The organism is Aromatoleum evansii, from assembly GCF_012910805.1.
GTDB classification, from domain to species: domain Bacteria; phylum Pseudomonadota; class Gammaproteobacteria; order Burkholderiales; family Rhodocyclaceae; genus Aromatoleum; species Aromatoleum evansii.
Genome location: NZ_WTVK01000038.1, coordinates 25,584 through 46,665, shown reverse-complemented (window position 1 = coordinate 46,665; position 21,082 = coordinate 25,584). Strand labels below are relative to the sequence as shown.

At 65.3% G+C, this 21,082-nt stretch carries 22 protein-coding genes and 2 tRNA genes; 11 read left to right on the top strand and 13 right to left on the bottom strand.

Annotated elements, in window-relative coordinates; translation table 11 throughout:
- Nucleotides 1-99: 99 nt before the first annotated feature.
- The 10 genes from GO615_RS18590 to GO615_RS18545 all read right to left on the bottom strand — a co-directional run bounded on the left by GO615_RS18590 (nt 100) and on the right by GO615_RS18545 (nt 6,561).
- On the bottom strand, nt 100-1,197 hold the full coding sequence (locus tag GO615_RS18590; protein WP_169130865.1) for a branched-chain amino acid ABC transporter substrate-binding protein: 1,098 nt from the start codon (nt 1,195-1,197) through the stop codon (nt 100-102).
- Nucleotides 1,194-1,892, bottom strand: a complete 699-nt coding sequence (locus tag GO615_RS18585) for a GntR family transcriptional regulator (protein ID WP_169130863.1) — start codon at nt 1,890-1,892, stop codon at nt 1,194-1,196. The genes GO615_RS18590 and GO615_RS18585 overlap by 4 nt, the downstream gene beginning before the upstream one ends.
- Before the next feature lie 128 nt (nt 1,893-2,020).
- Nucleotides 2,021-2,233 carry a hypothetical protein gene (locus GO615_RS18580; RefSeq protein ID WP_169130861.1) on the bottom strand — a complete coding sequence of 71 codons (213 nt, stop codon included), beginning with the start codon at nt 2,231-2,233 and terminating at the stop codon, nt 2,021-2,023.
- 45 nt (nt 2,234-2,278) lie between these two features.
- Nucleotides 2,279-2,677 carry a thioredoxin family protein gene (locus tag GO615_RS18575; protein WP_169130859.1) on the bottom strand — a complete coding sequence of 133 codons (399 nt, stop codon included), beginning with the start codon at nt 2,675-2,677 and terminating at the stop codon, nt 2,279-2,281.
- A 110-nt stretch (nt 2,678-2,787) separates the two neighbouring features.
- Entirely contained in the window at nt 2,788-3,579 is a 792-nt protein-coding gene (locus tag GO615_RS18570) for a methyltransferase domain-containing protein (protein ID WP_169130857.1), read from the bottom strand.
- A 23-nt stretch (nt 3,580-3,602) separates the two neighbouring features.
- Nucleotides 3,603-3,842: an anti-sigma factor family protein gene (locus GO615_RS18565; protein WP_169130855.1), complete on the bottom strand. Its 240-nt coding sequence runs from the start codon at nt 3,840-3,842 to the stop codon at nt 3,603-3,605.
- Nucleotides 3,835-4,488: a sigma-70 family RNA polymerase sigma factor gene (locus tag GO615_RS18560; RefSeq protein ID WP_169130853.1), complete on the bottom strand. Its 654-nt coding sequence runs from the start codon at nt 4,486-4,488 to the stop codon at nt 3,835-3,837. The genes GO615_RS18565 and GO615_RS18560 overlap by 8 nt, the downstream gene beginning before the upstream one ends.
- 3 nt (nt 4,489-4,491) lie before the next feature.
- Nucleotides 4,492-5,268 carry a methyltransferase domain-containing protein gene (locus GO615_RS18555; RefSeq protein ID WP_169130851.1) on the bottom strand — a complete coding sequence of 259 codons (777 nt, stop codon included), beginning with the start codon at nt 5,266-5,268 and terminating at the stop codon, nt 4,492-4,494.
- A 120-nt stretch (nt 5,269-5,388) separates the two neighbouring features.
- Nucleotides 5,389-5,844: a cupin domain-containing protein gene (locus GO615_RS18550; RefSeq protein ID WP_169130849.1), complete on the bottom strand. Its 456-nt coding sequence runs from the start codon at nt 5,842-5,844 to the stop codon at nt 5,389-5,391.
- 105 nt (nt 5,845-5,949) lie between these two features.
- Nucleotides 5,950-6,561, bottom strand: a complete 612-nt coding sequence (locus GO615_RS18545) for a hypothetical protein (RefSeq protein ID WP_169130847.1) — start codon at nt 6,559-6,561, stop codon at nt 5,950-5,952.
- Nucleotides 6,562-6,828: 267 nt separating this feature from the next.
- Here GO615_RS18545 and GO615_RS18540 point away from each other — a divergent pair, with 267 nt between their 5' ends.
- Nucleotides 6,829-7,944, top strand: a complete 1,116-nt coding sequence (locus tag GO615_RS18540; RefSeq protein WP_169130889.1) for a PQQ-dependent sugar dehydrogenase — start codon at nt 6,829-6,831, stop codon at nt 7,942-7,944.
- Nucleotides 7,945-7,959: 15 nt separating this feature from the next.
- Here GO615_RS18540 and GO615_RS18535 read toward each other — a convergent pair whose 3' ends face one another.
- Complete coding sequence (locus tag GO615_RS18535; RefSeq protein WP_246262368.1) at nt 7,960-8,523, bottom strand: acyl-CoA thioesterase; 564 nt, start codon at nt 8,521-8,523, stop codon at nt 7,960-7,962.
- A gap of 106 nt (nt 8,524-8,629) precedes the next feature.
- Between GO615_RS18535 and GO615_RS18530 the strand changes: the two genes are divergently transcribed.
- Complete coding sequence (locus tag GO615_RS18530; RefSeq protein ID WP_169130845.1) at nt 8,630-10,762, top strand: DUF1631 family protein; 2,133 nt, start codon at nt 8,630-8,632, stop codon at nt 10,760-10,762.
- 113 nt (nt 10,763-10,875) lie between these two features.
- A complete protein-coding gene (locus GO615_RS18525) occupies nt 10,876-11,811 on the top strand; it encodes an HDOD domain-containing protein (RefSeq protein ID WP_169130843.1) in 936 nt (311 codons plus the stop codon).
- A gap of 9 nt (nt 11,812-11,820) precedes the next feature.
- On the opposite strand, the gene GO615_RS18520 is transcribed toward GO615_RS18525, so the two are convergent.
- Nucleotides 11,821-12,330 carry a helix-turn-helix domain-containing protein gene (locus tag GO615_RS18520; protein WP_169130841.1) on the bottom strand — a complete coding sequence of 170 codons (510 nt, stop codon included), beginning with the start codon at nt 12,328-12,330 and terminating at the stop codon, nt 11,821-11,823.
- Between the two features lie 200 nt (nt 12,331-12,530).
- Between GO615_RS18520 and GO615_RS18515 the strand changes: the two genes are divergently transcribed.
- From GO615_RS18515 to GO615_RS18500, 4 genes are all read left to right on the top strand, one after another.
- Nucleotides 12,531-12,605 (top strand) — tRNA-Val (locus GO615_RS18515).
- A 27-nt stretch (nt 12,606-12,632) separates the two neighbouring features.
- A tRNA-Val gene (locus GO615_RS18510) sits at nt 12,633-12,707 on the top strand.
- A 140-nt stretch (nt 12,708-12,847) separates the two neighbouring features.
- Nucleotides 12,848-14,245: a glutamate--tRNA ligase gene (gltX, locus tag GO615_RS18505; RefSeq protein ID WP_169130839.1), complete on the top strand. Its 1,398-nt coding sequence runs from the start codon at nt 12,848-12,850 to the stop codon at nt 14,243-14,245.
- A 177-nt stretch (nt 14,246-14,422) separates the two neighbouring features.
- Nucleotides 14,423-15,550: a L,D-transpeptidase Cds6 family protein gene (locus tag GO615_RS18500; protein WP_169130837.1), complete on the top strand. Its 1,128-nt coding sequence runs from the start codon at nt 14,423-14,425 to the stop codon at nt 15,548-15,550.
- A 166-nt stretch (nt 15,551-15,716) separates the two neighbouring features.
- Here the strand turns inward: GO615_RS18500 and GO615_RS18495 are convergent, their stop codons facing one another.
- On the bottom strand, nt 15,717-16,184 hold the full coding sequence (locus GO615_RS18495) for a DUF4124 domain-containing protein (protein WP_169130835.1): 468 nt from the start codon (nt 16,182-16,184) through the stop codon (nt 15,717-15,719).
- Between the two features lie 199 nt (nt 16,185-16,383).
- On the opposite strand from GO615_RS18495, the gene GO615_RS18490 reads away from it, so the two are divergent.
- The 4 genes from GO615_RS18490 to GO615_RS18475 all read left to right on the top strand — a co-directional run bounded on the left by GO615_RS18490 (nt 16,384) and on the right by GO615_RS18475 (nt 21,069).
- Nucleotides 16,384-17,280, top strand: coding sequence for a helix-turn-helix transcriptional regulator (locus GO615_RS18490; RefSeq protein ID WP_169130833.1), 897 nt, complete (start codon nt 16,384-16,386; stop codon nt 17,278-17,280).
- A gap of 480 nt (nt 17,281-17,760) precedes the next feature.
- Entirely contained in the window at nt 17,761-18,900 is a 1,140-nt protein-coding gene (gene bzdN, locus GO615_RS18485) for a benzoyl-CoA reductase, bzd-type, subunit N (protein WP_169130831.1), read from the top strand.
- 26 nt (nt 18,901-18,926) lie between these two features.
- Nucleotides 18,927-20,231, top strand: a complete 1,305-nt coding sequence (bzdO, locus tag GO615_RS18480) for a benzoyl-CoA reductase, bzd-type, subunit O (protein WP_169130829.1) — start codon at nt 18,927-18,929, stop codon at nt 20,229-20,231.
- A gap of 28 nt (nt 20,232-20,259) precedes the next feature.
- Nucleotides 20,260-21,069 (top strand): acyl-CoA dehydratase activase, encoded by an 810-nt coding sequence (locus tag GO615_RS18475; RefSeq protein WP_169130827.1) that lies wholly within the window; start codon nt 20,260-20,262, stop codon nt 21,067-21,069.
- Nucleotides 21,070-21,082 lie beyond the last annotated feature (13 nt).

The following is a 21,082-nucleotide window of genomic DNA, read 5'->3' as shown; positions in this document are numbered from 1 at the left end:
CAGCCCGTGCCGGGAACCGTTCGGCGCGAGTGCGCCGCCGGTCTTTTGGACCGGCGGCGCGCAGGCCGGGCTGGTTACCCGGTCATTTGAAACGGAGGATTACTTGGCGGCGTAGTCGTACTGGCCGCCCTTCCACTGATACACGACGAAGCCGGGCTGCTTCTGGTCGCCCTTGGCGTCGAAGGCGAGCTCACCGATGACGGTCTTGAACGAGTTGCCGCGCATCGTCTTCTCGAGGTCGGCGAACTTGGTGCTCTTGGCCTGGGTCGCGGCGTCGGCGAAGAGCTGCATCGCGGCGTAGGCGTACATCACGTAGCCTTCGGGCTCGACCTTGGCGTCGCGGAAGCGCTTCACGATCGGCGCCGCATCCGGGTTCTTGCGCGGATCGGGCGAGAACGTGAACATCACGTTGTCGGCGGCGGCGCCGGCGGCGGTGACGAGTTCCGAGTTGGTCATCGTGTCGCCGCCCATCACGGTCAGCTTCAGGCCGGCCTGCTGCGCCTGGCGCAGGATCAGCGCGACTTCGGTGTGGTAGCCGCCATAGGCCAGCACTTCGACGCCGGCCTGCTTGAGTTTGGTGACGATGCCGGAGTAGTCCTTCTCGCCCGCGGTGATCGACTCGCGCAGCGTCGGCTTGAGGCCCTTGGCGGTCATCGCCTTGGCCATCTCGTCCGCGAGGCCCTTGCCGTAGGCGCTCTTGTCGTCGAGCACGGCGACCTTCTTGCCCTTGAACTTGTCGGCGATGTAGCCGCCGGCGACCATGCCCTGCTGGTCGTCACGACCCATGATGCGGAAGATGTTCTTCAGGCCGCGCTCGGTGACCTGCGGGTTGGTCGACACCGTCGCCATCGGGATGTCGGCCTCGACATACACTTCCGACGCGGGGATCGTCGAGCTCGAGCACCAGTGGCCGTGCATGAACACGATCTTCTTGTTCACCATCGTGTTCGCGACCGAGACGGCCTGCTTCGGATCGCAGGCGTCGTCGCCGACTTCCAGCTTCAGCTTCTGCCCGAGCACACCGCCCTTGGCGTTGATGTCGGCGATCGCCATCTCCGCACCGCGGCGGATCTGGTCGCCGGCCGAGGCGTACTGGCCGGTCATCGGGCCCGCAATCGCCACCGCGAGGTCGGCGTGGGCGAGCTGGGCCTGCGCGCCGAGCGCGAGGAAGGCGGTCGCAATCAGGGTCTTCTTCATGTGTTTCCTCCGTGGTGTCTGTGGTCCTTCAGGTACTGCACGAGCGAGGCCCCCGCCTCGAGCACATGGGCCCGCGTCAGGGACGCCGCAGCGTCGGGGTCGCGCCTTGCGAACGCGTCGAGGATCGCGCCGTGTTCGCTCTGCGTCTTGGGCATTTCGGTCTGCGAGGTCATCGCAAGAAGGGCGCGTACGTAGCGTTCGAGCTTGTCGTACAGCGACCGGATCTCGACGAGCAGGATCGGCCGGTCGGCGTCCGCGTACAGCGTCGAGTGGAACAGCCAGTTCAGTTCGCCCCAGCGTCCGGGGTCCTGCGACGCACCGAATTCGGCCAGCTTCTGGCGGGCTTCGTTCAGGCGTTCGTCGCTGATGCGGGCTGCAGCCAGCCCGGCCGCGCGTGCTTCGAGCATCGCGCGGATGTCCATGTATTCGAGGATCTCGGCCGGCGACAGGCCGGCCACCACTGCACCACGGTTCTTCGTGAAGCGTACCAGGCCCTCCGCCTCCAGCCGCTTGAGCGCCTCGCGCACCGGAATCTTGCTGACATGGAAGCGGGATGCGATCTCATCCTGGCGGAGCACCACGCCGGTCGCGAGGTGCCCCCCGACAATCGCGTCGCGCAGCGAACCGGCAATCTGGTCGGATGCCGAGAGACGCAAGACACGCGGGACTGCGAGTTGCTCGAGTGGCAATGCCATGGATGGTCTTGTGTAAGATCGTATACGTTATACGGAGAGGCGCGAAAATACCGCCACCCGCAAGGGAATGCAAGCTGCACTGCAATAAGGAAATTTGCCTCCGTCAGCGCGCGGCGCGGCGGGGCGGATCAGTCTTCGGGAAGCTTCAGTTCGGCCCACATGACCCATTGGCCGCAGGCATTGCGCGGGCTGCGCAGGGTGCCGTGCCACGGTCCCTCGTTGCACGGGCCGCGGGCGTCGTCTTCGTATTCCACTTCGCCCGGGTTGGCGCCTGGCTTGCGCGCACCACCCCAACGCTTGCAGGAAACGCAGCGCTTGCGATCGGCGGGCTGGACGGGCATTGAAGCGAGGCGGAAGGGGGGGAAGGAGAGGAGGGCGCCGCCGACTCAGGCCGCCTTGCGCCCGAGATGCTCCGCCAGCGCAGGGCGGAGATTGCACTCCCGCTGCCAGGAGCGCCGCTCCTCATTGGCGAAGGCATACGCACGCGCCTCGTCATCGCCGAGGGCCGTGAGTGTTTCCAGCGTGCGCTGGAGGAAGACATGTTGCGGCAGCATGGTGCCGAAGAAGAGCACCAGGTCACCGCGCTGGATCAGCAGCGTGGGGAAGTTCTCGATGTCGAGGTCGCCCACGACCTCCGCATCGTCCTCGACATCCACCCAATGGAAGCCGGCCTGCGGCCACTGCGCCGCGAGCGCCTCGAATCCGGCGCGGTATTCGCGGCACGTGCCGCACCATTCGGCGCATAGGCAGACGACAAGCAGTTCGGGTAGCGACAGGGCGTTCATCGGAAGAGATTCGTAAGCGGGCGGCCCGAGGCTAGCACATCCGGCACGACGGCACACCCATGCCCACCCCGCATCTTGCTGCCCCGGCGTCCGCAGCGCCGGGGGCCGGCTCAGCCCGCCCGCGGCTTGCGCAAGACGAGTTCCAGGGCGTGAGCGCCCAGTGCGGCAGCGATCCGCCGCGTGTCCTCGCTGCTGCTGCCCGAGAAGTAGTCGAAGCGGCGCAGGATCCGGATCTCGTCGAAACCCGCTTGATGGAAGGCGTCGAGATAGGCTTCCTCGATGACTGCACCTACTACGCACTCGGCCCACAGCCTGGGGTTGCTGCGCGACTTCTCGCCGATCGGTTGCGACACCACGATGTCGGCAAGCTGCACCCACCCGCCTGGGCGGAGCACGCGGTGAAGTTCCGCGAAGGCCCTGGGCTTGTCGGGCACGAGGTTGAGCACGCCGTTGCTCGTGACGACATCGACGCACGCATCGGGAATGGGGATGGCTTCCGCATTGCCTTCGATCGGCTCGACGTTGCAGGCGCCCGCAAGGGTGGCGTTCGCGCGCAGCTTGTCGATCATCGCCTGCGTCATGTCGAGCGCCAGCACGCGACCGTCCGTGCCGACGAGTCCAGCCGCGATCAGCGTATCCGTCCCCGACCCGGATCCCACGTCGAGCACCGTGTCGCCGCGGCGAATCACCTCCGCCGCGAAAGGAAAGCCGACGCCCGCGAATGATTCCTGCGCGGTGTCCGGAACCCGCTCCAGCCAGCTCTCCGGATAGCCGACGAAAATGCAGGCTGCGCGTCCGGTCGGGAAGTGGAAGCGCCTTTGCGGCTGGTTGGCGACGTCCGTGTACATCTGCTGCACGGCCTCGAAGATCTGCTCCTTCCGGAGTCCGGCGATCGCGACCATGGTCTCCTCCCGCGTGTATCCGCTCAGAACTCGTCGATAATCGCTTTCAGCCTGCGCCTGAGGGAGTCGGGCGGAGGCGCGCTCGCCAATGAGCGCATGCGATCGCGCAGCGCGCGCTCGAACTCGGCGCGTGAGAAGCACCCGCGGCATTCGGCCAGATGGTCGTCGATCAGCGCTCTTCTTGCGTCGTCGATCTCGCCGTCGAGGTACTCCAGCAGGCTGGCGACCACCTCATCGCAATGCATCCGTTCCTGCTCAGTCATGAGTGTTGTCCTCCGCGGACTTGCCCTGCACCAGCCCCGCCGCCAGCGCCTGCTGCCACAGCGCGCGCTGCAGCCGCGAGCGTGCGCGATTGAGTCGCGAGCGAACCGTCCCGACCGGTACGCCGAGCATCGCCGCGACCTCGGTATACGAGTGGCCGAGCAGGTCGACGGAGACAACGACGGCGCGATAGCAGTCGGGCAACTCCCCCAGCGCACGGTCGAGGTCCTCGCACAGCAGCTTGTGGATCAATTCCTGTTCGGGATTGCCCCACCACAGCAGGAAGGGCTGGTGCAGGCGATCGAACAGCGAAAAGCCATCCTCGTCCTCGTCAGCGTCGAGGAGCTCTTCGCGTTCGTGTCGGCACTGGCTGAAGAAGGTGTTCGCCAGGATGCGGAAGATCCACTTCTCGAAGCAGGCGCGGTCTTCGAGCTGCGGCAGATGCGCCCACGCCTTGACGACGGCCTCCGATACGAGATCCTCGGCGGCTGCGCCGTTGCGGGTGAAGCGCAGCGCAACGCCGTAGAGCCGGTCAGCCAGTTCCCCGATGCGCAGCGCAAAGAAGCTGCGGTCTTCGGTCGTCGGGGCAGGTGGGTCGCATCCGGAGCGGCTCCGCTGCAGCGACGATTGAAACGCCCCATGTTCCATCTGTCATGCCTTCGTCGCGAGCACCGAAACGCTCTTCACCCCGTACTTGCGGCAAGCCGCCTGCGCATTTTCGGAGAGGAAGCGATACGCGGGGTTGTCGCGCATCTCCACGATGCGCAGGCCTGCGCAAGCGATCATCTCGCGATACTCGTCCTGCTGCGCGGCGCCGCCGATGCATGCGGCCCACAGCGTTGCATTGCACACGATGCCCTCGGGCAAGGCCCGCTCCGCGACGATGTCGGAGATCGCAAGGCGTCCGCCGGACTTCAGCACGCGGGCGGCCTCGCGGAACACCGCAGGCTTGTCGGCGGAAAGGTTGATCACGCCGTTGCTGATCACCGCATCGGCCGATGCATCGGGCTGGGGCACTTCCTCAATATAGCCCTTCAGGTAGCGGATCTGGCCGAAACCATGTGCGTCGCGCAGGCGCTCGGCCTTCGCCCGCTGCGCGTCGGTCATGTCGATGCCGATCACGCGTCCCTGCAGGCCGACACGCAGCGCGGCGACGAAGGTGTCCATCCCCGAGCCGCTTCCCAGGTCGAGTACGGTCTCGCCGGCGACCGGCGCGGCGAGATCGAAATGATGACCGACCCCGGCGAACGATTCGATCGCCTCGACGGGGATGCGATCGAGTTCGTCGGCGGGATAGCCGAGACGCTCGGCGAGTCCGCGCCCCATTTCGAAATGGAACGCGCCGTGAGGATTCTCCGCAACCGCGCAATACATGGACTTGACCCGCGATTCGAGCTCCCGCGGATCGAAAACGGTCGTCGCTGTCATGTTCGGTCCTCCATCGGATGTGTTCGAACGCCGCCCCGCCCGCGCGGGGCCGCGCAAGGGGCGCGTCACCCGCGAAGGGCAGGTGACGCGCCCGTGCCCGCCCGGCGGGCAGGCGACTTCTCACTCGTGAAAGACGGTGTCCTCGAGCGGCTTCCATCCGGCCGTCGCGACGACCAGGAGGACCAGATCCTCAGCGCCGCTTCGCTCGAAGGCATGCTTCTTGTTGCGCGGAAGGTTGAAGATGTCGCCGGGCTTGGCCGGACGGCTTTCGATCTGTCCGGCGTCGTTCTCCAGCCGTGCGGTGCCGCTGCCGCGCGCCACATACACCACGTGATCTTCCTGCGCATGATGGTGCAGGCGGATCTTGCTCATGCGAATGATTTGCAGCTCGCTGTTGCCGGCACGGGTCGACGAGATGACCTTGGCCGTGGGACCGCCCGCAGGCAGCGGGTTGGCGGCGACCGCCGCGTCGAGGTTCGCCGTTTCGATCTTCTTGTCCTGGGCGGCGAGGGGGGATGCGAACAGCTGGACGGCAGCCAAGGCCGCCACGGTCAACAGGGTGCGGTTGGTTTTCATGATCGACTGCTCCTTCGGGGTTGGGGGCCTCCCTGTGTTTTGCCCAAAGGACGCAGAACCCGGCCGGACGGTTCCAGCCCGCCGGCGAGGTAGTCGGGTAGCGCCTCAGCTCGCCGCTTCGATGCGAAAGACCGCGGGGTCGTCGCCGTGCTCGATCAGGATCCTGCGTACCCGCTCCTGCCACAGCCGGCCGAAGCGGGCGGACAGTTCGAGATCGTCCGGCGCCTGCAGGCACCGCCCCAGTAGCTCGGGCATTTCGGGATCGGCAGGAACCGACGAGAGATCCGCCTGCGCGTCGACGGACGTCGCGGAGTCGAGGCGCGTGAAACGCATCGCCAGCGGCAGCTCGGTCGCGAAGTCGAGCAGGCCCCGTCGCACGAAGCGGCCGCCCAGCCCCTTGAAACCGCCGTCATGCGCCGCGCCGGTCAGCAAGGTGATCACGCTTGCGATCACGCCCGTCACGCCCTCGTCCTGGCGCCCGCGGAACTCGACCCGCAAGCCGCCTCGCTCGGGCAACTGGTCCGGGTAGAGCGCACGCAGCGCATGCACGCACACCATGTACGCCGACGCGACCGTCGGGCACGAATGACCGGCGAGCTTCACCGCATCCTCGTAGCCATAGTCGATGATGCCCCCCTCGCTGGCACCCAGAAGGGCTGCGAGCGGGTCGTGCAGCTCGATGCGGCGCACATCGGCAAAAAAATCCGGGAACCTCATTTCAGACCTCTTATCCTTGCGTTTTGCGACGACCACCGTCCGGCGCACTCACCGCCGGGGCGCAGTGGAGCAACTTCCTGCATCGCGCAAGGATCTCAACAAGGCTGCAGTCGTCTCATTGATGTCCGTCAACCGGCGGTCCGCGTTCGCGGTCGGGCGGTTGCGGGTTGATCGAATCGATCGGGAGATTTCATGACGCGCTTCTCCACGCCGCCGGCCCTGGCCGACGCCGCTGCTTCCCGCTACGCAACGCACATCGCACGCCGCATGGCCCTGGCCCTGATCGCGTCCGTCGGCTGCCTTTCAGCTGCAGCTTCGGCACAGACGGTGGTCCGCAGCGAAGCGGGGCCGGTCCGCGTGACCGAGGTCGCGCGCGGTCTCGACACCCCGTGGTCGCTTGCCTTCCTCCCCGATGGCAACATGCTCGTCACCGAAAGGCCGGGCCGGCTGCGCGTGGTGACCCCGGACGGCAAGCTCTCGCCGCCGATCCAGAACGTCCCGCGAGTCCATGCGACAGGGCAGGGCGGCTTGCTCGACGTCGTCGTCGGACCGGATTTCGCCCGCGACCGCCTGATCTGGCTCTCGTTCGCCCAACCGACGCAGAAAGGCGCCCGCACCGCGGTCGCCCGCGCGCGCCTCGACCAGGCGGGCGCGAGCCTGCAGAACGTCGAGATTGTCTTCGCGCAGCGCGAAGATCCGGACGGACGCAATCACTGGGGATCTCGCCTCGTGTTCGACCGCGAGGGCAGACTCTTCGTCACGCTGGGCGACCGCCAGTCCTATCGCGACAGTGCGCAGGACGTGGGCAGCCATCTCGGCAAGATCGTGCGGATCGCACCCGACGGCAGCATTCCCAACGACAATCCGTTCGTAGGCAAAGGCGGCGCCTTGCCGGAGATCTGGTCCTACGGCCACCGCAACGTCCAGGGTGCGGCGCTGCACCCGGTGAGCGGAAAGCTGTGGGCCCACGAACACGGGCCGCAGGGCGGCGACGAGGTCAACATCGTGCGGGCCGGCGCCAACTACGGCTGGCCGGTGATCACGTACGGAAAGGAATACGTCACCGGATTCAGCATCGGCGAGGGAACGCAGCGGGCCGACGTCGTCGCCCCGGTGCGCTACTGGATCCCTTCGATCGCGCCCTCGGGGATGAGCTTCTATACGGGCGACGCCTTCCCGAAGTGGAAGGGCAACCTCTTCGTCGGCGCCCTGCGCGGGCAGACTCTCGTGCGGATCGAGCTGGACGGCGAAAAATTCGTCCGCGAAGAACGCCTGCTCACGGAGCTGGGCAGCCGCATCCGCGACGTTCGCCAGGGCCCCGACGGGAAGCTCTACCTCCTCGACGAGAGCGAGGGGCGCATCCTCCGCCTCGATCCGGGCTGATGCCGGGGTGCCGCGTCACGCGGCAGCGAGTCGCTCGAGGAAACGCGGCGGAATGGGCGCCACCTTGCGCGTCGTGTAATCGAAGAACACGAAACCCAGCTTCGCCCGCGCGACCTCACGCCCGGAGTCGTGCTCGCTGACCTGGCAGACGATATCCCCGCCGTACTTGTTGAAATCGTTGACCGCGAACCGGAACACCAGCGTCTCGCCCTCGAAGGACTCCGAGATGTACTGGAATGCGGCGTCGGTAATCACGGTCCCGACCCCTTCCACCTCGATATGCGTGTAACCCAGGCCGACGAAAAACGCCTCGCGCGCATTCGAAATCAGCACCACCATTTGCGCATTGTCGACGTGGCCGGCGCGATTCACGTGTTGGGCCCGGATGGGAAGCCGGGTCTCGAAGATGAAACGCTCGGGTAGTTCGACTTTGATTCGTGGCATGGGGAAATGGCTAAAGAGATCGCTTGCGGAGCCGTAAGTATAAAGAAAGCACCGGTGTGCCGGTACGCGCCCGCCATTCACGCCGCAATGCGGGCCGATCGTCGGAATGCCCCGCCGTACCGTCGTTTGAAGCATCGAAGGGGCGCCAGAAATGTGTCAAACTGATCATGTTTGAGATTCGCCCTTAGCCCGGCGACGGTGATCGCCCTCGTCCCGTACCGCCATCGAAGCGGAGCATCTCGTGACCACCCTACAACCATCGCGCCATACCGGAGCTCCCGATGCGTTTCGTCCGCATCAGGGGGTGTTGCTCGAATGCCGCGACTTCGTCAGCCAGCGCGTACGCGAAGCGCTCGCCCGGGCTGTCGGCGAACTCGGCGATGAACTCAAGGCCCGGCGGTTGGGCGCGAAAACCGCCGACGAAGCACAGAAACTGATCGAGTTGCAGGCGCTTCTGCGCGGTATCGGGGCCGACATCGACCGGGCTTTCAGCGCCGGCTTCGAGGATCAGTTCCAGGAGCGCGCCAAGACCTCGAACGTCGGCGGCTCGTTCTACGAGGGCGAAAACGGCTTCTTTCCGGAACTCTCGCTCGTCGACGAAACCGAGATCGACGAAACCCTGGCAGTCAAGAACCTGGCCACCCGCCTGGAACGGGCCTGCGAGGCCGAAAACCAGGATCTGCAGACACGTGTCGCCTTCATGCTGGGCGAAAGCGACATCGACAATGCCACCAACCCGATCGGCCCGACCGCAATCTGCGAGGCGCTCAAGGATATCTGCTGGGGGCAGGAGGCGTCCGGAGGCCTGCGCGCCACGGCGCTCGAACTGCTCATCGGTCGACTGGCCGGGGAACTCTCCACGGTTTACCACGATGTCAATTCGCTGCTCGTCGCGCGTCGTGTGATGCCCAACGTCCGGCCGCGCGCGCGACGGGGCAAAGCATCGGAGCGCATGGCCGTGCGCAAGAGCGCAACGCTTCCCGGCGAACCCGATCCGTCCGACGTCGTGAAGGAGATCTTCACCGCCCGCGCCGCAGCGGCGGAAAGGGCCGGCTGGCGGCAGCGCGCGGGCACGGTCGAGCTGATGCAGCTGCTCGATGGCCTGCAGCAGGGGCGCGGAGACATGGAGTTCGGCGGGCAAAATTTCGCCCTCCCGTCCGATGGTCAGATCTCCGGTAACGTCATCAACGCCCTCATCGAAGCCGGTCTCAGCAAGCAGGCGAGTTCGGTGGACGGCATCGTCATCGACGTCGTCGCCACCCTGTTCGACTACATCTTCGACGACTCGCGCGTTCCCGACGCCATGAAGGGGCTGATCGGCCGCCTGCAGATCCCCGTCCTGAAGCTGGCGATGATGGATCACGGCTTCTTCTCCAATCGCACTCATCCGGCCCGCAGGCTGATCAATCTGCTGGCGCAGGCAAGCGTCACCTGGGACGGTCCGCTGAGCGAGGACAGTTCCCTATACCGCATCGCCGAGGGCATTGTCGTCCGCATCCAGAACCAGTTCGCGGACGAGCCGAGCATCTTCGCGGGCTGCCTGCAGGAATTCGAGAACTATCTCGTCGAGCAGGAGCGCTATGCGGATGCGCGGGCGGCCACGCTGACGGAGCGCCTGCGGGAGCGCGAGCGCATCGATCTCGCGCGCAAGCTCGGCGAAGACGCGCTGTCCGCGCATCTCGGAAACGAGGACATACCCGATGTGGTGCGCGACTTCATCCGCGACACCTGGACGCGCGTGCTGGGGCACGCCGCCCTCGAGGTCGGCGCTACGACAGCTCCCGTCAGGAGCGAACGCTGGGCCGGCGCGATGGCCGCAGTCGACGAGCTCGTTTGGAGCGTCCTTCCGAAGCAGAGCATGGAAGAGCGCCAGCGCATGGTGAAGCAGCTCCCGGTGATCCTGCGCAACCTGAAGGCGAGCATGACCGGCGCGGGGATCGAGGAAGCAAGCCAGAAGGCGTTCTTCTCGGAACTCGTCAAATGCCATGCGGCAGCGCTGAAAGCCCCGGTCGCGCCCGTTCCGGCGCCGGTTCGTTCCGCGCCCAATGCGCCGGCACGACCATCCGGCCCCTTGCCCGGTCTGCAGCCGATCGGCGAGGAGCCCACGCCGGAAATGCTGGAGCTCGATCTGCTCACCCGTGGCAGCTGGCTGGAACTCAGGGACGAGTCGGGCGAGGTGCGGCGAGTGCGCCTGACGTGGATCAGTCCCGCACGCACCATGTACCTGTTTGCCAACCGGCAGGGGCAGCGCGCGCTTGCCCTGACGCGGACGGAGCTGGCGCGGCGTTTCGCGAGCGGCGAAGCATCGACCGCCGATCAGGAACCCCTCCTGGATCGCGTCGTGGACGACGTCCTCGACGAATTGCGGGGCTGATCCGGGGAGCGTCCGAACCGGGACGAAATCAAACAGAATCCAGCAGGCGGGCAATCAAGCCGGCGACATCACGGAAACACTCGCCCGACTGCGCTGCACGAGAGGTAAAGGGAATGAATTCAGCCAGCAACCAGCGAGACCGCCGCCAGGTGACCGGAAACATCCGCGACTTCCTGCTCGCTGCCGACGAACTGCCCAGTCCGCGCGGCGCCGCGCTGCAGCTCATCGAGCTCGCGCGCGATCCCGACGTGCGCATCGACGCCGTCGTGCGCGTGATCCGATCCGATCCTGCATTGTCGGGCTTCGTCCTGCGCGCCGCGTCCGCCGCACGTTTCGGCCGCACGGAGCGTTCGCTCGACCTGCAGCAGGCAGTGATCAGGCTGGGCATGAACATCGTACGTGCGCATGCAGTCGCGTTGTCGCTGGTCACGAACCGGCCGAAGGTCACATCGAAGCGCTTCAACTACAACGCCTTCTGGACCTCGTCGCTGCTCAATGCGGCCGTGATGGAAGCGCTGGCCCGCCACCGCGGCGACCTCCCGGCGGCGGAAGCATTCACGCTGGGCCTGCTGAGCGAGATCGGAACGCTTGCGTTCGCCACGGGGGCCCCGGCAACCTACGACCTGACGCTGGAGCAGGCTGCGCGCGGCGCCGAGCCGGTCGAAACGGTGGAAATCGCCACCTTCGGCTTCGATCGTCACGAACTGTCCGCGGTCCTGCTGGCCGACTGGGGGCTGCCGACCTCGCTCGCCGACGTCGTGTACTGGCAATGCGATCCAGAAGGGGGCGGCTTCGAGCCCGATTCCCGTTCCTATCGTCTCGCTTGCGGCCTGCAGCTGGCGACCAAGCTCGCCGATACCTGCCTTGCCGCGCAACCCGATCCGGATTCGGTGGCGACGATCTACCTGCGCGCCGCGATCCTCGACCTCACGCCGGAAGAGACGCGCAAGCTCGCAATGGATGCCCTCGCCGAACTGCCGATGTGGACCGATCTCGTGCGCCTGCCCAAGCCCACGATCACGGCCCTGCCATCTTCCTGGGTGGATTGACCGGCCGGCTCAGAGAACTTTCAGCAGGTCGGTGCGGAGGTCTTCCGCACGCCGCTGGCCGGAGCGGCTCTCCATGATCATGCGAAACCACGCGGGGTAGTGCGCGCGCAACTCCTCATGCGTTCGTGCCCCGTTGATGCTGGTCATCAGCGAGACCGGCGCGTGGATGCTGCTGAACGTCTTCAGCGTGTTCAGCATGAAATTGCGCGCCATCTCCAGCTCCTTGGGATTGGGGGGCGTCGGCAGTGACCGGAATGCCGTGATGGACGGCATCGGGCCGGACGGCTCTGCCTCGGCACCGTCGGCCGCACGGAGCTTCTTCACCTCGATGAGGCCCAGCTCTTCCAGCGTACCGAGCGTGTGCGTCAAATCGTTGGCCGAGACCAGGTCGCGCAGCTCGGACACCGTCCTGCGACCATCCACGAGAATCAGGACTCGGCGCACGCGGGGCGAGAGTTCCCCGCTTCGGCTGGCGATCTCCTCTTGCCCTTTCTCGGTCTTGGCGAATACCACTCCCATCAATGTCTCCTGTTTATTCTGTGTGCAACGTCCGTCGAGGGGCGCAACGCGATTCTGGCATGACTTCTGTCCATGCAGCGAGAGTTGCCGGTGGCGGGATGCCTCAGGCCGGGCTCCGGTCGCCGGCAATGCGGAAAGTCTCGCGCCATGCTTGACGAAGGAATTCGCGTCCCTCTACAATCTCGCCTCTTCGCCACACTGGGCGGTTAGCTCAGCGGTAGAGCACTGCCTTCACACGGCAGGGGTCACTGGTTCGATCCCAGTACCGCCCACCAGTCGATGACGAAGACGCACGGAATTCCGGGCGGTTAGCTCAGCGGTAGAGCACTGCCTTCACACGGCAGGGGTCACTGGTTCGATCCCAGTACCGCCCACCACAGTTCAAGGCCCTGAAGCTTCGGTTTCAGGGCCTTTGTTCTTTTCGCGTGCGGATTATCGCGGTCACCGTCTTCGCGCAGCGAAGGAGGGGCGATGGCGTAGAATCCGCGTCTTTAGATCCGGCCCAGAGTCCTCATCGATGGCTTCCAACGTTCGCACCCGTTTCGCCCCCAGCCCCACCGGCTACCTCCATATCGGCGGCGCGCGTACCGCGCTCTTCTCGTGGGCCTTTGCGCGTCGCCACGGCGGCACGTTCATCCTCCGCATCGAGGACACCGACGTGGCGCGCTCGACCCCCGAAGCGGTGCAGGCAATCCTCGACGGCATGGCGTGGCTGGGGCTAGACGCCGACGAAGGCCCGTTCTACCAGATGCAGCGGATGGACCGCTACAAGGAAGTCATCCGGCAGATGCTGGCTGCCGGCACCGCATACTACTGCTACACCTCGCCCGAGGAACTCGACCGTATTCGCGAGGAACAGCGCGCACGGGGCGAGAAGCCGCGCTATGACGGCCGCTGGCGGCCCGAGCCAGGCGAGGCGCTGCCGACACCGCCGGAAGGCGTGAATCCGGTCGTGCGTTTCCGCAACCCGGCGGACGGCGTCGTCGCATGGGACGATCTCGTCAAGGGGCGCATCGAGATCGCCAACTCCGAGCTCGACGATCTCGTGATTGCACGTGCCGACGGCACCCCCACCTACAACTTCTGCGTCGTGGTCGATGACCTCGATATGGGCATCACCCACGTCATCCGCGGCGACGACCACGTCAACAACACGCCTCGACAAATCAACATCCTGCGCGCGCTCGGCGCCCAGGTGCCGCTGTACGCCCATCTGTCGATGATCCTCGGCGACGACGGCACCAAGCTGTCGAAGCGGCATGGTGCAGTGAGCGTGATGCAGTACGACGACGACGGCTATCTGCCCGAGGCGGTCGTGAATTACCTTGGCCGTCTGGGCTGGAGTCACGGCGACGACGAGATCTTCTCGCGCGAACAGTTCGTCGAGTGGTTCGATCTCGACCACATCACGCCTTCGGCCGCGCAGTTCAACACCGAGAAGCTCAACTGGCTCAACGCCCACTACCTCAAGCAGGCCGACGACGCGCGTCTCGCGGCCGAGGTCGCGCGCCGGCTCGCGCATCGCGGGGTCGATCCGGAGGCGGGGCCCGCCATCGAGGCGGTCATCGCCCTCTACAAGGACCGCGTCGCCAACCTGAATGAGTTGGCGGACTCCGTGGAGCTGTATTGCGTCGAGCTACATCCGGCGCCCGAACTTGTGGCCCAGCACCTGACGGACGTGGCGCGTCCCGCGCTTGCCGCGCTCAAGGCGCGCCTGGAGGCGGTGGCGTGGGAAAAGGCCGCACTCAGCCAGGCAATCAAGGACACGATGGCCGAGCACGGCCTGAAGATGCCGCAAGTGGCGATTCCGCTCCGCGTGGCGACCCTGGGCGTTGCGCAGACCCCGGCGATCGACGCAGTGCTCGAGGTCCTCGGGCGCGAGCGCGTGCTAGCGCGCATGGCACGCTACATCTGACGCCTGCCCGCGGAAGCAGCCGATGAACCGGCTGCCCCCGCGAACCGTCATCTCTCCAACGGGGGCGCCAGGTGCGCCCCCGTTGCGCTGTACCGGGCGGCTGCGCGCGACACGGTTGACGACGATCAAAATGTCGGCAGTTTCCCGGGGCCATGCAGCGCATCGGGTCGTTCGCGCATGCTGGAGGTGCTCCGGCATTTGTTAGAATCCGCCCCTCCCGCTATCGGTAACAAAATGCAACCCAAAGCCTTGCATCGTCGCGCAAACCTGCGTCCACTCGGGGTGTTCGCCGGTATCGCCCTGTTCGGATTCAACGGTCTGGCGCTTGCGACCACCGGCAACGCCACGTTCGTCAAACCGTTCCGGCTCGAGTTTCATCCCGTCGCCCGTGTGACCTGCCCGCAATCGGGATCGTTGCCGCGAAACCTGATCGACGCGGCGGCCTGTGGCGACACGGTCCGCCTGCGCGCCCGCATTGCCGAGGGGGCGGACCTTGCAGCTACCGATTCGCGCAATCCGCTTCGGGGGCGCACCGCGCTCCATCACGCCGTCCAGCGTGGCGACCGGGAGGCACTCGATGCACTGTTGGCCGCCGGCGCGCGTCCCGATGCGGCAGACGCTGCGGGCAATGCCCCCATGCATCTCGTGGCCATGCGCCCGCGCAAGGATGCTGACGTCGCAATCGTCGAGGCGCTGATCAGGGCCGGCGCGGACGCTCGTCTGCGCAACGCGAAGGGGCGTACGGCGCTTGCCGAGTTGATGAATTTCACGGCATACGGCATCGACCCCGTGCGCGTCGGCGTGGAACCGATCGGCAGCATGCTCGACGAGGCGGAGGCCAAGGGGCCTGTGAAGGTCGTGCCGCACGCGGGCGACCAGCCGGTCGAGGGCCAGGTTTCCGCGACCGTTGCGAGCACAGGCGGCGAGCCTCCCTCCGGAGCGAACGCAGCGGCCGATCCGCAGGACGCCGAAACTTCCGTTCGCGAGGCGCTGGAGGCCTGGGCCCGGGCGTGGTCCGCACGCGATATCGATGCATATTTCGGCCACTACGCGCCCGATTTCCGTCCCGCCGACGGCCGGCCGCTCGAGCAGTGGCGCACCGTGCGGCGGGAGCGCATCGGCGGAGCGTCGTCAATCGACGTCAAGCTCGCGGAAGTGAAGATCCAGGTGGATGGAACGCGTGCGGTCGCGCAATTCCGCCAGGATTACCGCAGCGACGCGCTGCAATCGGTGGACCGGAAAACTGTCGTGTTCGGCAGCGTGGCAGGCAGCTGGCGCATCGTCGAGGAGCGGACCTCCAAATAGATCCGGCGGCGACGAGTCCTCGCCGCAAATATCGACCGAAGGATTCGTTCGCAGCAATGCGGTGACGCTGCCGGTCCGCGAATGCAGCCTCTCGGGCACCGCTTGTTATAGGGAGTGCGCTTGCGCAGCGCGGGGCAGGGCATCCCCGCCAGGTGACGGCCGGTGCTCAGTCGGCGGCGAAACACTCGCTGAAGTAGCGGTCCCGCAGGGCGCGCGCACGCGCTTCATGGTCGCGCTTGTAACGGTTTCGTCGCAGATGCATCCTGGCGTCGGCATCAGCCCGGTCGGCGCGTTCCTGATAGCTCGCACAGCGAGCGGCGTGTGCCTCGCGCTCGTCGTCGCGCCGCTTGAGTTCCGCGCGCGCGCTGCGCTTCGCCGTTTCCCGCGCGGACTCGATTTCCGAGACGAAACCCTGCTCCTTGCGTGCGCGCGCCTGCGCGGCTACCCGTTCCCGTGGGGTGGGGGCGTGCACCGGGAGATCGATGCGCGCCCCCTCGTCATTGCACGGGAGCGCTTGATAGCTAGTTTGTCCGTTGGCTGGTGCACACTTGAATACTTGCGCCTGGCCGGCGGCGGGAACAAGGGTGAACGCCGTCGCGACGACGGCTATTGCGTGCAGGTTTCTCCGGCTCATGACGGTAGTGGATTGATGAAATTCCACATGATGCCATATGCATTATCAGGCGTCGCGTGCGCCCGATCACGAAGGCTCTTGCGCTTTTTTTGCGGTTACTACGAATGCCGGGCGACGCAACTGCATGTTGCAATCCCGCTCAAGCTTGAGCACTATAATTCACCGGCACTTTATTGCCGCTCAAATAGGGGTAGCCCCAATGTCCAACGATGAGAACTCGTCACGGCTGAAACGCCCTGACCTGTCGCTGGAAGAGAACAATTACCTGCTGATGCTCGGCGACCGCATTCGCGACCTGCGGGCGCAACGGGGAATGACGCGCAAGATGCTGGCGCATCAGTCCGGGGTGTCGGAGCGCTACCTTGCCCAGCTCGAAACGGGGCACGGGAACATCTCCATCATCCTGTTGCGGCAGATCGCGCAGGGACTCGGCTTTCCCATCGTCGACCTCGTGCGCGAAGAGGCGGAGCAGTCGCCCGAGCTGACGCTGCTGATGCAGTACCTGAGCCGATTTCCGCCCAAGACGCATGAGTGGGCGCGCCGGCTGCTGCAGAACGAACTCGAATCGTCCGGGCGGAGCGCGCGCAGGCAGCGCATCGCCTTCATCGGCCTGCGCGGGGCCGGGAAGACTACGCTGGGCACGATGCTCGCCGAGCACCTGGGCGTCCCTTTCCTCGAGCTCGCGAAGGTCATCGAGCAGGAGGCGGGCGCCGACCTGTCCGAAATTTTTTCGCTTTACGGGCAGTCGGCTTACCGGCGCTACGAGCGCCGCGGGCTGGAGTCGGTGGTCGCACACAACGAAGCCTTCGTGCTGATCGCTGGCGGCAGCATCGTCTCCGAACCGGCGAACTTCGACCTCCTGCTGTCATCGTGTTTCACGATCTGGCTGTGCGCTTCGCCCGAGGAACACATGGCCCGCGTCATGGCACAGGGGGATTACCGCCCCATGCACGGCAACCAGGAGGCGATGGAAGACCTGAAGCGCATCCTGGCCGGCCGGACGGCCATGTACAGCAAGGCCGACGCCATCATCGACACTTCCGGCCGAACGGTCGAGCAATCCTTCCTGGACATCCTCGAAGTCCTGTCGCGCTGAAAGGCTCCCTGCATCGCGCCCGTACCGTTCCGCGCCCCTCTGGCGCGGAACAATTCCGGAAGCATCCTCCCCCCGGATATTTCTTGCCGACCAAATTGCAGGAATAGCGGCTATTGCGCTGCAGCATCCTGCATGCAGCCTTCATTCTCTCTCTCTTCTCATTCCGCTGATCATCCCTGAAGCCCGGCCGTTGCAGGCAATCGAGGCGGGGGCGGTTTGCCACTGATCCCTCCCAGGCGACGGCTGTACGCTTGCTGCGATGCAACGCAATGCATTTATTTGTGCACCGCAACGAATAAAAGTGCAGTTTGGCGCACTCAAAATGCAATCAAATGCATGTAAAGGTGCCGCTCATTTGACTTAGGTCAACAACGACTGCACTGCAGTGCGTAACATGCGAAATCATGCAGTAACGGCACAATAATGCAGCAAAGGCGGACTCAGGGACGGGATCCGCAACACATCAGAGGAGATAGTTCGATGAGCGATGGTTTGTTCGACCAGTTCAAGACCTGGTACGAGAAGCGCCACGATTATGCACGCGACTGGAAGGCGCGGACAGGTGGCCAGGTGGTGGCAACGATGTGCACCTACACGCCGGAAGAGCTGCTGATTGCGGCCGGCATGCTGCCGGTGCGCGTCCTCGGCGCGCACGAGCCGCAGAACGTGACCGAGCCGCACATCTTCGGCATGTTCTGCCCGTTCTGCCGCGACTCGCTCGCACAGGGCCTGCTCGGCCGCTTCGACTACGCGGAAGGCGTCACGCTGACCCAATCGTGTATCCAGTATCGCCAGACCTTCGGTTCCTGGCGCCTGCACGTCCCCACCGTGAAGTGGGACTACTACGTGCCGATGCCCAACGAAGTCCAGTCGCAGCATTCCCGCAAGGCCCACTACGAGGAAGTGCAGTCCTTCCGCGTGTTCCTGCAGACGCTGACGGGCAAGGAAATCACCGACGCGATGCTGAAGGATGCGCTCGCCGTGTGCGACGAGAACCGCCGCCTGCTGCGCGAACTGTACGAGTACCGCAAGGAAGCCGACCCGAAGGTCACCGGCGTCGAAGCCCTGTATGCATCGCTGACCGCGCAGTTCATCGACAAGCGCGAGCACAACGAGATGCTGAAGAAGACCCTCGCTGCGCTGCCGACCCGCAAGGTCGAGCGCAAGACCGGCGCGCGCTTCATGACCATCGGTTCCGAGAACGACGACATCGCGTTCATGGGCATGGTGGAGTCGGTCGGCGCGACCATCGTCATTGATGACCAGTGCTCGGGCAGCCGCTACTTCTGGAACGCCTCGAAGTCCGAAGGCGATGTGATCAAGGCGATTGCCGAGCGTTACTGCGACCGCCCGGCCTGTCCGACCAAGGATTACCCGGCGCACACCCGTTTCGACCATGTTCTCGGTCTGGCCAAGGACTACGGCGTTCAAGGCGCGATCTTCCTGCAGCAGAAGTTCTGCGACCCGCACGAGGGCGATTACCCGGATCTGAAGCGTCATCTCGAAGATAACGGGATTCCGACGCTGTTCCTGGAATTCGACATCACCAATCCGATCGGGCCCTTCCGCATTCGTATCGAGGCATTCCTCGAGACGCTGAGCGAAGAAGAGCTGTTCTGAACTGACGGGAAAGAGGGATAAACGCCATGGCAAATCTGTATCCGACCGAGCCGCTGAAGCTCTGGAAGAAGGCGAAGGAGCTTCGCGAGCAGTACTACATGAACTACGCCCGTGCGAAGGAGAAGGGCGGCATCCGCTGGTCCGGCTCGGCCTGGGCGCTGGACGCGATCCCCGCCGGCCTCGGTGAGGACGTCTATTCGCTGACCGGTGAGCCGTACGCCGCCGCCGTCGCCCACGACCGCAAGTTCGCCAAGGAGTGCATGGACGCAGCCGAAGCCTACGGTTTCGCCCGTGACCTGTGCTCGTACATGCGGATCTACTGGGGTGGCATGCACCTGAACAAGTACGCCTTCGGCGGCGAGTTCCCGAAGCCTGACTTTGTTTTCCAGACGCAGATCTGCTGCTCGCACTCCAAGTGGTACCAGCACGTCGCGAAGGAAGAGAAGATCCCCGAGTTCTACCTCGACGTTGGCGTCGGTCCGTACAAGGACATGACGGACGCCCGTCTCGACTACGTCGCCAACCAGCTGCATGACGGCATCGAGTTCGTGCAGAAGGCCAGCGGCCGCGAGTTCAACGACGAGCTGTTCATCGAGGCGGTCAAGAACGAGATGCGTTCGACCTCCCGCTGGGCCGACATCTGCGCGCTGAACAAGGTGAAGCCCGCGCCGCTCGACGAGAAGACGATGTACTCGCTGTATGTGCTCTGCACGCTGTCGAAGTCGTCGAAGTGGTGCGCCGACTTCATGGACGAGCTGTACGAGGAAGTGAAGGATCGCGTCGCCCGCGGAATCGCTGCCGTGCCGAACGAAACGATCCGCCTGATGACGGACACGCAGCCGCCCTGGTCCTTCCTGAAGATCTTCCGCTACCTCGAGACCTACGGTGCGGTGTCGATCGGCTCGCTCTACACCTTCGCGCTGGAAGGCATCTGGGAAGAGAAGGCCGACGGTACCTGGGGTGGTCGTACGCTGCCGTGGAACAAGGGCATCGAGATCAAGGATCGCGCGACCGCCGTGCGCCTGTATGCCGACTGGAACCTGTCGAAGCCGCAGTGGCAGCACTTCTACGACCCGACCATCAAGAGCGACATGATGCTGCGCATCATCAAGGAATGGCAGGTCGACGGCGTGATGCTGCACCTGAACCGCGGCTGCGAAGGCCTGTCGGTCGGCATCATGGAAAACCGCCTGGCGATCGCCAAGTCGGGCACGCCGGTGATGACCTTCGAAGGAAACATGGGCGACGAGCGCGAGTTCGACGAAGTGCGCACCCAGGCACGTGTCGACGCCTTCATGGAGCAGCTTGGCGTGCGTCGCCAGGCCGCCTGATCGGTAACAGAGCCAAGAGGAGACGAGAATGATTACCGCTGGAATCGATATGGGCTCCCGCAGCGTCAAGGTGGTGCTGCTGGAACAAATCAAGGTTGAAGGCGCCAAGGCGCCGAGCTTCGCGGTCAAGAAGGCTCACCTGATGCTGCCGGGCGACCTCGACGCCGATCAGGCTGCCGAGAAGGCCTTCGACGCCGCGCTGGCCGAGGCTGGCGTGACCCGCGACCAGGTGAAGTCGGTTTTCGCAACCGGCGCCGGCCGCGGCCAGGTGGCCTTCGCGACCGAAGGCATCACCGAGATGACCGCCGGGGCGCGTGGTGCGGTGTTCATGTATCCGCAGGCCCGCACCGTGGTGGACGTCGGCGCCGAGGAAGGGCGCGGCATCAAGACCGATCCGGACGGCAAGGCGATCGACTTCGCCGGTAACGAGAAGTGCGCCGCCGGCGCCGGCTCCTTCGCCGAGGCGATGAGCCGCGCGCTGCAGCTCTCGCTCAAGGAGTTCGGCGAGGCGAGCCTGCGCTCGGACAAGAGTATCCCGATGAACGCGCAATGCACCGTGTTCGCGGAGTCGGAAGTGGTGTCGCTGATCCACTCCTCGACGCCGAAGGAAGACATCGCCAAGGCGGTGCTGGACGCGGTGGCGAGCCGTGTGTGCGCGATGGTCCGTCGCGTCGGTATCGAAGGCAACGTCGTGCTAATCGGTGGCATGGGCCACAACCCCGGTTTCGTCCAGTCGCTGAAGACCGCCATGGACGTCGATCAGGTTCTCCTGCCCGAACTGCCCGAGTTCGTCAGCGCCCTGGGTTGCGCGCTGATTGCAGCCGAGCGAGTGCACTGAACCGACACGCGAA

What these genes read in the sequence shown, in the direction of transcription:
- GO615_RS18560 (WP_169130853.1), bottom strand. Translation starts at nt 4,488, where the DNA reads ATGGAACATGGGGCGTTTCAATCGTCGCTGCAGCGGAGCCGCTCCGGA.
- GO615_RS18575 (WP_169130859.1), bottom strand. Translation starts at nt 2,677, where the DNA reads ATGAACGCCCTGTCGCTACCCGAACTGCTTGTCGTCTGCCTATGCGCC.
- bzdO (WP_169130829.1), top strand. Translation starts at nt 18,927, where the DNA reads ATGGCAAATCTGTATCCGACCGAGCCGCTGAAGCTCTGGAAGAAGGCG.
- GO615_RS18555 (WP_169130851.1), bottom strand. Translation starts at nt 5,268, where the DNA reads ATGACAGCGACGACCGTTTTCGATCCGCGGGAGCTCGAATCGCGGGTC.
- GO615_RS18580 (WP_169130861.1), bottom strand. Translation starts at nt 2,233, where the DNA reads ATGCCCGTCCAGCCCGCCGATCGCAAGCGCTGCGTTTCCTGCAAGCGT.
- GO615_RS18535 (WP_246262368.1), bottom strand. Translation starts at nt 8,523, where the DNA reads ATGCTTCAAACGACGGTACGGCGGGGCATTCCGACGATCGGCCCGCAT.
- GO615_RS18590 (WP_169130865.1), bottom strand. Translation starts at nt 1,197, where the DNA reads ATGAAGAAGACCCTGATTGCGACCGCCTTCCTCGCGCTCGGCGCGCAG.
- GO615_RS18475 (WP_169130827.1), top strand. Translation starts at nt 20,260, where the DNA reads ATGATTACCGCTGGAATCGATATGGGCTCCCGCAGCGTCAAGGTGGTG.
- GO615_RS18525 (WP_169130843.1), top strand. Translation starts at nt 10,876, where the DNA reads ATGAATTCAGCCAGCAACCAGCGAGACCGCCGCCAGGTGACCGGAAAC.
- GO615_RS18500 (WP_169130837.1), top strand. Translation starts at nt 14,423, where the DNA reads ATGCTGGAGGTGCTCCGGCATTTGTTAGAATCCGCCCCTCCCGCTATC.
- bzdN (WP_169130831.1), top strand. Translation starts at nt 17,761, where the DNA reads ATGAGCGATGGTTTGTTCGACCAGTTCAAGACCTGGTACGAGAAGCGC.
- GO615_RS18495 (WP_169130835.1), bottom strand. Translation starts at nt 16,184, where the DNA reads ATGAGCCGGAGAAACCTGCACGCAATAGCCGTCGTCGCGACGGCGTTC.
- gltX (WP_169130839.1), top strand. Translation starts at nt 12,848, where the DNA reads ATGGCTTCCAACGTTCGCACCCGTTTCGCCCCCAGCCCCACCGGCTAC.
- GO615_RS18570 (WP_169130857.1), bottom strand. Translation starts at nt 3,579, where the DNA reads ATGGTCGCGATCGCCGGACTCCGGAAGGAGCAGATCTTCGAGGCCGTG.
- GO615_RS18585 (WP_169130863.1), bottom strand. Translation starts at nt 1,892, where the DNA reads ATGGCATTGCCACTCGAGCAACTCGCAGTCCCGCGTGTCTTGCGTCTC.
- GO615_RS18490 (WP_169130833.1), top strand. Translation starts at nt 16,384, where the DNA reads ATGTCCAACGATGAGAACTCGTCACGGCTGAAACGCCCTGACCTGTCG.
- GO615_RS18520 (WP_169130841.1), bottom strand. Translation starts at nt 12,330, where the DNA reads ATGGGAGTGGTATTCGCCAAGACCGAGAAAGGGCAAGAGGAGATCGCC.
- GO615_RS18565 (WP_169130855.1), bottom strand. Translation starts at nt 3,842, where the DNA reads ATGACTGAGCAGGAACGGATGCATTGCGATGAGGTGGTCGCCAGCCTG.
- GO615_RS18540 (WP_169130889.1), top strand. Translation starts at nt 6,829, where the DNA reads ATGGCCCTGGCCCTGATCGCGTCCGTCGGCTGCCTTTCAGCTGCAGCT.
- GO615_RS18550 (WP_169130849.1), bottom strand. Translation starts at nt 5,844, where the DNA reads ATGAAAACCAACCGCACCCTGTTGACCGTGGCGGCCTTGGCTGCCGTC.
- GO615_RS18545 (WP_169130847.1), bottom strand. Translation starts at nt 6,561, where the DNA reads ATGAGGTTCCCGGATTTTTTTGCCGATGTGCGCCGCATCGAGCTGCAC.